This is a genomic window from Streptomyces spongiae (genome assembly GCF_009377185.1).
In the GTDB taxonomy this organism is placed as follows: Bacteria; Actinomycetota; Actinomycetes; order Streptomycetales; family Streptomycetaceae; genus Streptomyces; species Streptomyces spongiae.
The window spans coordinates 1-3,482 of sequence record NZ_VJZC01000816.1; the positions used below are offsets into that span (position 1 = coordinate 1).

Consider the following 3,482-nt stretch of genomic DNA (forward strand, 5'->3'; position numbering starts at 1 on the left):
CCCCCTCTTGCGCACGGCCCCTCCCCCGGGGCCCGCTTGTTGTCCGTGCATCATCACACGCACATCCGGCTCCTGACGGTTCACCCGCCCGATCTCGAGTACGCCGCCAACTGCCAAGTGGTCACGTCCAGTTGTGGCAGTCTTCATCAACGAGGTACACCTTTGGGCCGAACGGACGCCGCTGCTCCACGAGGAGAAGACACTGCATGGGCGCTCAGCGAAACACGGGAGACGGGGCGACACCCGCGACCACCGGTGGCTTACCCCACGTACGGGTGGCGGTCGCCCTGCCGGGTGGCTCGGAGCCCCCTGAGGGCGCTCTGACCCCGGGGGGACCGGCGGTACCGGGCCGGTCCGCGAACTCCGTCGCCCAGGAGGCGGGCGAGCGCGAGGAGCAGGCGCGTACCGCCGCCGCTCCGGTCCCGAAGACGGGCCGGAAGGTCGGGGAAGCGGGGGAAGCAGGGCGAACGGACGGTGGAGCCGTCTCGGCCGCGGCCCGGAGTGAGAAGGCCAAGGAGGTCGAGAAGGCCGGGGAGGCCAAGCAGGTTGAGCAGGCCGAGGAGGCCGAGGAGGCGATGTCCTCGGCCGTCGCCATGGGGAACGAGGGATCGCCGCCCGGTGCCGCCGAAGCCGCCTCACCCCGCAGAGGCCCGAAGAAGCCGATGCTCGCCGCCGCGGCCATCGTCGGGGCGGTACTCATAGCCGTTCCCTTCCTCCTGATGGGGGGAGGGAACGACGAGGACAAGCGGCGGAACGTGTCGCGCGAGGCGTCCGACACGGTCCTGGACGCGGGTGCGGCGAGCGGGGACGCGGGCGACTACTCCACCGAGCCTCCCTCCGCCTCCCCCAGTGAGAAGCCGTCGAAGAAGCCCCGGCAGGAGAAGGGCGCGACAGCCCCCTCCTCGTCAGCCGCGCCCAAGTCCACGGCGTCCGGTCCCGCGACCGGAGCCGGCAAGAGCAAGAGCAAGGCCCAGTCCAAGACCAAGAGCAGGACCGGCGGCACGTCCGGCGCGCGGTCGGCAGCGAACGCCGCCTCCAGCTCCGGCAAGGTCCTGATCAAGAACGCGACGACCGCCATGTGCGCCGACGTCCCCTACTTCGGCGCGGGGAAGGACGCGGATCACGTCAACCAGTACTTCTGCGACAACACCAGCGCCGACAACCAGCTGTGGAACCTCCAGGTACGGTCCCAAGGCGGCGGCCCCGGGGGAGCCCACCTCTTCCGGATCACCAACAACAAGGGCGGCCTGTGCATGGACCTGCCCGACTACGGTGCGAAGCCGGCCGGGACGAACGTCTCCCTCGCCCACTGCAACGCCACGGCCCACGACAACCAGCTGTGGTGGCTCGATCCGCGAGCGGACGGCACCTACTGGATCCGCAACTTCGCCAGTGGCGGCCTGTGCCTGGACGTGAGCGGCTTCGCCACCGGTGGCTCCGCCGCCCGTCTCACCATCTACCACTGCAACGACAGCACGAAGGCTGACGACCACCACTGGTCCCTCGTCTGATCCACGGGTCAGGTGGACCAGGTCACGTTGGGCCCGTCCATGATGACCACCTTGCCGTCCTTGCGGAGAATCAGCTTCGCGCCCTCGTGCCCCCAGACGTCGGCACCCCATATGGGCCGGTCGTCGGCGTTGTGGATCACGAGGTTGCCGTCCGTCTGGAACCGGGCTGTGTGGCCCTTCCCGAACGTCATGGAGGCCCAGGTCGCACGGTTCTTCTCGTTGTAGACGACGAGGTTGCCGTCCTCCTGCATGATCATCTTGATCCGGTTCGTGCTCCAGGACTCACCGACGGAGAGCGTGCTCGGGGCCGTCACGGACGTGGTCGTCCATACGGGCGCCTTGGACTTCTGCGTCTCCTTCTTCGCCGTGGCCTTCTCGGAGCTCTTGGCGGCAGGGGTCGCCTCGGGCTTCGGCTCGGCGGCTGCGCGGGTCGGCTCCGGCTGCGGCTTCGGCTTCTTCGACGGCTTCTCACTGGGAGACGCGGAGGGCCGCTCGGTGGAGTAGTCGCCCGCGTCCCCGCTCGCCGCACCCGCGTCCAGGACCGTGTCGGACGCCTCGCGCGACACGTTCCGCCGCTTGTCCTCGTCGTTCCCTCCCCCCATCAGGAGGAAGGGAACGGCTATGAGCACCGCTCCGACCATGGCCGCGGCGGCCAGCATCGGCTTCTTGGGGCCCTTGCGCGGCGGTTCCTCGCCGGCGGCCGCGGCCGCGGGCGCGCCCGTGGCGCCGAGGCCCGACATCGCGTCGGCCGCCTCGGCCGCCTTGGCCGTGTCGGCGGCTGCGTCTGCGTCTGCGGTGGTGGCGGTGGCGGTCGTCGTGTCGGGGGCGGTGGTCGTGTTGGGGGCGGTCGCCTCCTCTTCGGCCACCGGGGCGGCGACCGTCGGCTGCCCGGCCGCGCCCTCGGCCTCCCGGGCGGGCTCGCTGAGCCGTGCCGGGGACTGGGCGGTCTCGCTGGGCGGCACGCCGGCGCCCGCGCCCTCCGAGCCGCGCGGGGCTAAGGCATCGCCCGGCTCGTGAGCGGCACCCTTGATGGTCACCGCCCGGCGGATCGTCAGCGGGGACGAGGCCGACGTGCCCGACGTACGCGATGTGCCCGGCGGTGTGCTGCCGGAGGGGTCGTGCTGAGGCACCATTCACCTTCCTTACTCATGTCTGGATTCGTGTCCGGGGGTTGGGTGTCAGTCCGGGCCGGTGCCGAAAGCCCCGGTGCAGCGCTCCGGCCACTGGTCGGCGCCCGCCGGGGCCGAGCGCCCGCGCACGGCTTCGTCCAGCCGGGCGAGCGCGGCGCGGTCCGCGTCCGGGTCGGGCATCATCGGCAGGTGAGGACTCAGTTCGCGCAGGAAGATCTGTACGGAGGAGTCAGCCCGGCGTACGTCCAGGACCCGGAAGAGGGTTCCGGGGGCGAACAGCACTTCCTCGGGTCCGTCGACGGTGTCGAGCAGTTGCCGCACACGGCGAGCGGCGATCGACCAGATGACGTAGCTGGCGCCTGCCGTCATGGCCGGGCGGGTGGGGTCGAGAGGAGTGACGCTCACGAGGGCCGGGTCACGCAGCAGCGCCCCGGGACGCGGTACGCGGACATCGGGGGCGGGACCCGTGCCGCGCAGGACCACACCCCGGTAGGAAGGCAGCCGGTTCAGCGCCGACGCCAGGCACGCCGCGTACGGGAACATCCCTTCCTCGTACGAACGCAGGGCACGCGTCATCGCGTGGTGGCTCAACGGTCCTTCCGCGCTGTGCAGATACAGCCTCAGCGCGATCAGATCGGCGCGGGCGGCCTCCTGTTCCTTGCCACGCAGCGCGGGCATACGGGCGAGCGACCGCGCGACGGCCGCACCGTGCCGGTCCCACTCCGCGTCCGCCAGCACACGGAAGGCGCTCCGCTCGGCTTCGGTACTGCGGTGCCCCGGCCCGAAGGGGACCGGGGACAAGGGGATGTCGGGCAGCTCGGCCGGGGGCGGGGCCTGGGTA

At 71.4% G+C, this 3,482-nt stretch carries 2 protein-coding genes and 1 pseudogene; 1 reads left to right on the plus strand and 2 read right to left on the minus strand.

The window, feature by feature from the left end:
* The first annotated feature begins 206 nt into the window (after positions 1-206).
* Positions 207-1,511: an RICIN domain-containing protein gene (locus FNH08_RS47225; protein ID WP_152778051.1), complete on the plus strand. Its 1,305-nt coding sequence runs from the start codon at positions 207-209 to the stop codon at positions 1,509-1,511.
* Positions 1,512-1,519: 8 nt separating this feature from the next.
* On the opposite strand, the gene FNH08_RS47230 is transcribed toward FNH08_RS47225, so the two are convergent.
* Together FNH08_RS47230 and FNH08_RS47235 are read right to left on the minus strand one after the other, a co-directional pair.
* The gene (locus FNH08_RS47230) at positions 1,520-2,644 is read right to left on the minus strand and encodes a mannose-binding protein (RefSeq protein WP_152778053.1); all 1,125 of its coding nucleotides are present in this window, start codon (positions 2,642-2,644) and stop codon (positions 1,520-1,522) included.
* 45 nt (positions 2,645-2,689) lie between these two features.
* Positions 2,690-3,482: pseudogene (locus tag FNH08_RS47235) on the minus strand (hypothetical protein); the annotation flags it as partial.